We start from the raw sequence: 4691 nt of genomic DNA on the forward strand, positions 1-4691 counted from the left end.
GGGCACACCCAGTTCGTTTTCATACTGCAACACATACTGGTCGCTGCCATAAACTGATAGCTGCAATGCACTGCCAGCACCGCTGGCTGCAGCTTTGAAACGGGTATCGGTTGCTATAGTATAATCGGTAAGAATACCTCCGTAGCTCCATCCGCCTATACCCAAACGCTCGGGATCGGCTATGCCCAGTTTTTCCAGTTTATCAACGGCGCCAAGCAGATCCTTAACTTCCTTATTACCCCAATCGGCATAAATGGCTTTACAATAGTCTAATCCCCGGCCATTACTGCCACGGTAATTCACAGCGGCTACGGCATATCCTGCACCTGCCAACACCTGCCTGGTAGCATCAAACGTATATTCATCCTGACCAACCGGTCCACCGTGAATAAATAAGATCAATGGCAGCTTTTTGGCGTTGCTATCAGGAGTTAATATAATGCCCGAAACCTGTGTACTATCAATACTGATTGATTCAAAACCTTCTACATGCGCCAGTTTAACTGTATTTAACCACGCTTGCTGATGAAATGTTAGCCGGCGCAACTTACCACCTTCCAAAGCAAATAATTCAGCGGGAGTATACGGATCACTTTTTTGTACTACCCAATTACCCGTCGCATTTGTGCCAATATCAGTAATGCCATATTCACCTTTATTTATGGTGGTAATTTTACCATTGTTTACGCTCACACCGGCTACATAGCGCTCGCGGTCATCAGCTACTATAAACCAAATACTTTTACTATCCTTAGCCCAGATTTGGTTACCAACCGGGCGATCGAGCTGCGGGGTTAATACCTTTTTGTTTGAACCAACCACATCCATCGTACACAACACATTTTGATCATACATCATATAATCAGCATCACTGGTTGAGCGCAGGTACGAGATCAGTTTACCATCCGGGCTCCACTGCGGGTTCCTGTCGGGGCCCTTCCAGGTAGTTACCTGCAGCATGCTGGCGTTAGGCCTGGCGTCTATGGTGAAAATATCGGTATTCTCATTTTTATCCGGATCGATACTGCGATTACTTACAAATGCGATTGTTTTACTATCAGGCGACCATACCGGCGAGGCTTCGTCCTTATCACCTTTGGTAAGGGTATCCAGCCTTTTGGTGGCTACATCAAGCAGGTACAAATGCTGGTGCAGGTGCTGTAGGTAGCCTTCAACATCCTGCTTAAAATGGTAGCGGTCTATTACAATCGGCTTTGGTGTTTTGGGTGCTTCTTTACCCTTATTTGCAGGGTCACCAATTACAATCACCAGCTTTTTACTATCCGGCGACCATGAATAATCGTCCAGGTTACCTTTAATATCTGTAAGTTTAACGCCCTCTCCACCCCGGCGATCAATCAGCCAAACCTGTGCCCCGTTCTTTGAATCGCGCGATGAAAGAAATGATAAATATTTTCCATCGGGCGACCATCTTGGCGATGAAGCAGCTTCGGCACCGTGTGTTAGTTCGATAGATTCTTTACCATCCCAGCTTTGCATCCACAGGTGCGATACACGCTTATCCTTTGCTGTATCAACTTCGGATACACTATAGGCGACCCATTTACCATCCGGCGAAAGCTGAGGATCGGTAAGTGTAGGAATGCGATTGATGTCAATCGGTTTTAAAGTCTTTTTTTCCTGCTGGCCGCTTACATACAGGGAAACGGATATGGCAATAAGGGATAAGAAGGCTCTTTTCATAGACGGATATGATGAATAAAGCCTGTAATTTAACAATTAGTACCAGGATTTATGAGAATTTAAGCGCTCACAATAGAAATATTACAATATGTAAATCCCGACTCGCCCGGTCAATTATTATACTAACTATTTCAAACCCAATTAACTGTTCAATTAATTATTTGCAATAATTAAATTTATTCATTTACTTTGTCATTCAAAGTACTTTTAAATAAATCATTCATGAAAGTTAAAATGATACTCCCTGCCTTAACAGAAGCCGAAAGTCCATTTTGGCGACCAATAAAATATTCACTGTTCCCGCCATTGGGTTTGGCAACACTTGCAGCTTACCTTTCGCCAGATGATGAAATAGACCTGCAAGACCAGCATGTTGAAAAGCTTAACCTGGACGATAACCCCGATTTGGTAATTATCCAGGTGTATATCACCAATGCTTACCGCGCCTATAAAATTGCCGATCATTACCGGGCAAAAGGCGCTTATGTGATTTTAGGCGGCCTTCATGTTACATCCTTACCTATGGAGGCAGCGCCCCATGCTGATAGTATTTTTACAGGGCCGGGTGAAGACACTTTTCCGAGGTTTTTATTGGATTTTAAGAACCGCTGCCCACAAAAGGTTTATAATTCCACCATCCGTACACTCGAAAAAGTTCCGCCTATACGCCGCGATCTGATCAAGAGGCATTTGTACCTTGTGCCCAATTCAATTGTGGTTACCCGGGGCTGTCCCCATCATTGCAGCTTTTGTTATAAGGACGCATTTTTTGAAGGTGGCCGTACCTTTTATACGCAGGAGGTTGACGATGCACTGTCCGAAATTGACAGGCTGCCTGGCAGGCACCTGTATTTTTTGGATGATCACCTGTTGGGAAATGCCAAATTTGCCAGTAGTCTTTTTGATGGAATGAAAGGCATGAAACGTGTCTTTCAGGGCGCAGCAACTGTTGATTCTATACTTAGAGGCAACCTTATAGAAAAGGCTGCCGAAGCAGGCCTTAGAAGTTTATTTGTAGGATTCGAAACATTTTCGCCCCAAAATCTAAAACAAAGCAACAAAAAGCAAAACCTTGAAAAAGATTATGTAAAGGCTGTAAACCGCCTGCATAGCTTGGGGATCATGATAAACGGGAGTTTTGTTTTTGGTTTAGACGATGATGATAAGGATGTTTTTAAAAGAACAGTTGACTGGGGTGTAAAACATTCCATTACTACATCAACCTATCATGTTTTAACGCCGTACCCCGGCACAGAACTTTTTAATAGCATGGAACGGCAGGGCAGAATACTCACTAAAAATTGGGAGCTGTATGATACACGCAAAGTTGTTTACCAAACCGTTGGTTTAACTGCACAGGAACTTGAAGATGGCTATTGGTGGGCCTATAAAGAATTTTATAGATGGAATAATATATTTAAAGCCAGCATGCAGCATGAATCCAACATTCATAAATTAAAACATTTTTTTTATTCGGGAGGATGGAAAAAATTTGAACCTGTATGGAATTTCCTGATCAAAACAAAAAGTTTAAACAATACACTCCCCGCTCTTGAAACTGTATTGTCGAAAATAAATTTCAATAAAGCTGTAAATCCACCATTGGATAACCGGGAGTTACAAGTACCTGCTTTTTTGCCAGAACATTAACTCCGGCTAATCGGCTTATTCCACACTCTCCAAAAACTATATCACCCCTGCTTTCTCCAACTCTACCTGCATTTGCCGTTGCATGCTTTGGGCTTCGGCACGCGCGGCTTCGGCAAAGTTTTCATCGTTACCGGCGTAAATGATAGAGCGTGAAGCGTTTACTATAAGGCCGCAATCTTTGGTGATGCCATACTTGCATACCTCTTCCAGGCTCCCCCCCTGTGCGCCCACACCGGGAACCAGCAGGAAGTTATCGGGTGAGAAAATCCGAATATTGGTAAACTCGGTACTTTTGGTAGCCCCTACTACGTACATGATCCTATCTGCACCGGCCCAGGTATTGGCTTTTTGAATTACTGTTTCATACAGATAGCCGTCGCCGGTTTGCAGGTATTGTAAATCTTTACTACCTACCGATGAAGTAAGCGCCAGTATAATTATCCATTTACCTTCATAGGCCAGGTAAGGCGTTACACTGTCATTACCCATATATGGTGTAATAGTAATTGCATCAAAGCTCATTCCGGATGCATTTTGGTCAAAAAAGGCTTTGGCGTATTTATCGGACGTATTACCGATATCGCCCCTTTTTGCGTCTATTATATTTAAGGTGTCGGCTGGCAGGTATTTCCAGGTATCAATCAGACTTTGCAAACCTTTAATACCACGTGCTTCGTAAAAAGCCGCATTGGGTTTATAGGATATACACAGATCCCTGGTAGCATCAATGATGCGTTTATTGAATTCCAGTACAGGATCGGGGTATTCCTTTAAAAACTCAGGGATCTTATCAATATCTGTATCAAGGCCCACACATAAAAAGGACTTCTTTTGCTTTATTTGGTCTATTAGCTGCTTGCGGGATATCATCGGAAGGGTGTTAAAATGTTCTGATTGTCAAAAAAACTAAAAATTTAGCTTAAACATCGCAGCCGACGAGATATTTATTTAATTAATTTGAAATTAAAGAATATTTGTTTACAATTGCATTGTTTTCCTTTGAATTTTTCTTGCACTAAAGAAACAATTTAAAAACCCACGATATTTATTTGTTAATACTTTGACTGGGTTTGGATGTTTACTTAATCAATGTTTCAAGATCAATTATTTACAATAAGGCCTTTGTGTACACAAAAATTTTAATGCACGTGGAAACCTTATTACCGTTTGAAAACTAATTACAATATTAAAAATCCCTTTTGAACTATAATTCATATCATGTCTGATAAAATCGAATTGAACGACAAACTCGTTTCTGAGTTGCGCGATATTGCAAAAAATTTAGGTATTGCCGAGGCCGACGAACTACGCAAAGCCTTGCTAATAGCCCGTATTAT

The 4691-nt window shown here is 41.9% G+C and carries 4 protein-coding genes; 2 read left to right on the forward strand and 2 right to left on the reverse strand.

What is annotated here, in order from left to right; all coding sequences use genetic code 11:
* Positions 1-1704: S9 family peptidase (locus tag AC1DPZ_RS22190; protein WP_477407542.1), on the reverse strand; the 1704-nt coding region annotated here is incomplete at its 3' end.
* Between the two features lie 222 nt (positions 1705-1926).
* Here AC1DPZ_RS22190 and AC1DPZ_RS22195 point away from each other — a divergent pair.
* Positions 1927-3354 (forward strand): B12-binding domain-containing radical SAM protein, encoded by a 1428-nt coding sequence (locus AC1DPZ_RS22195; protein WP_477407544.1) that lies wholly within the window; start codon positions 1927-1929, stop codon positions 3352-3354.
* Between the two features lie 36 nt (positions 3355-3390).
* On the opposite strand, the gene pyrF is transcribed toward AC1DPZ_RS22195, so the two are convergent.
* Positions 3391-4221 (reverse strand): orotidine-5'-phosphate decarboxylase, encoded by an 831-nt coding sequence (gene pyrF, locus AC1DPZ_RS22200; protein ID WP_477407546.1) that lies wholly within the window; start codon positions 4219-4221, stop codon positions 3391-3393.
* A gap of 351 nt (positions 4222-4572) precedes the next feature.
* Between pyrF and AC1DPZ_RS22205 the strand changes: the two genes are divergently transcribed.
* The coding region (locus AC1DPZ_RS22205; protein WP_477407548.1) for a Rho termination factor N-terminal domain-containing protein at positions 4573-4691 on the forward strand (119 nt) is incomplete at its 3' end.

The sequence above is a fragment of the Mucilaginibacter sp. P4_G9 genome, from assembly GCF_056400985.1.

What these genes read in the sequence shown, in the direction of transcription:
- AC1DPZ_RS22195 (WP_477407544.1), top strand. Translation starts at nt 1,927, where the DNA reads ATGAAAGTTAAAATGATACTCCCTGCCTTAACAGAAGCCGAAAGTCCA.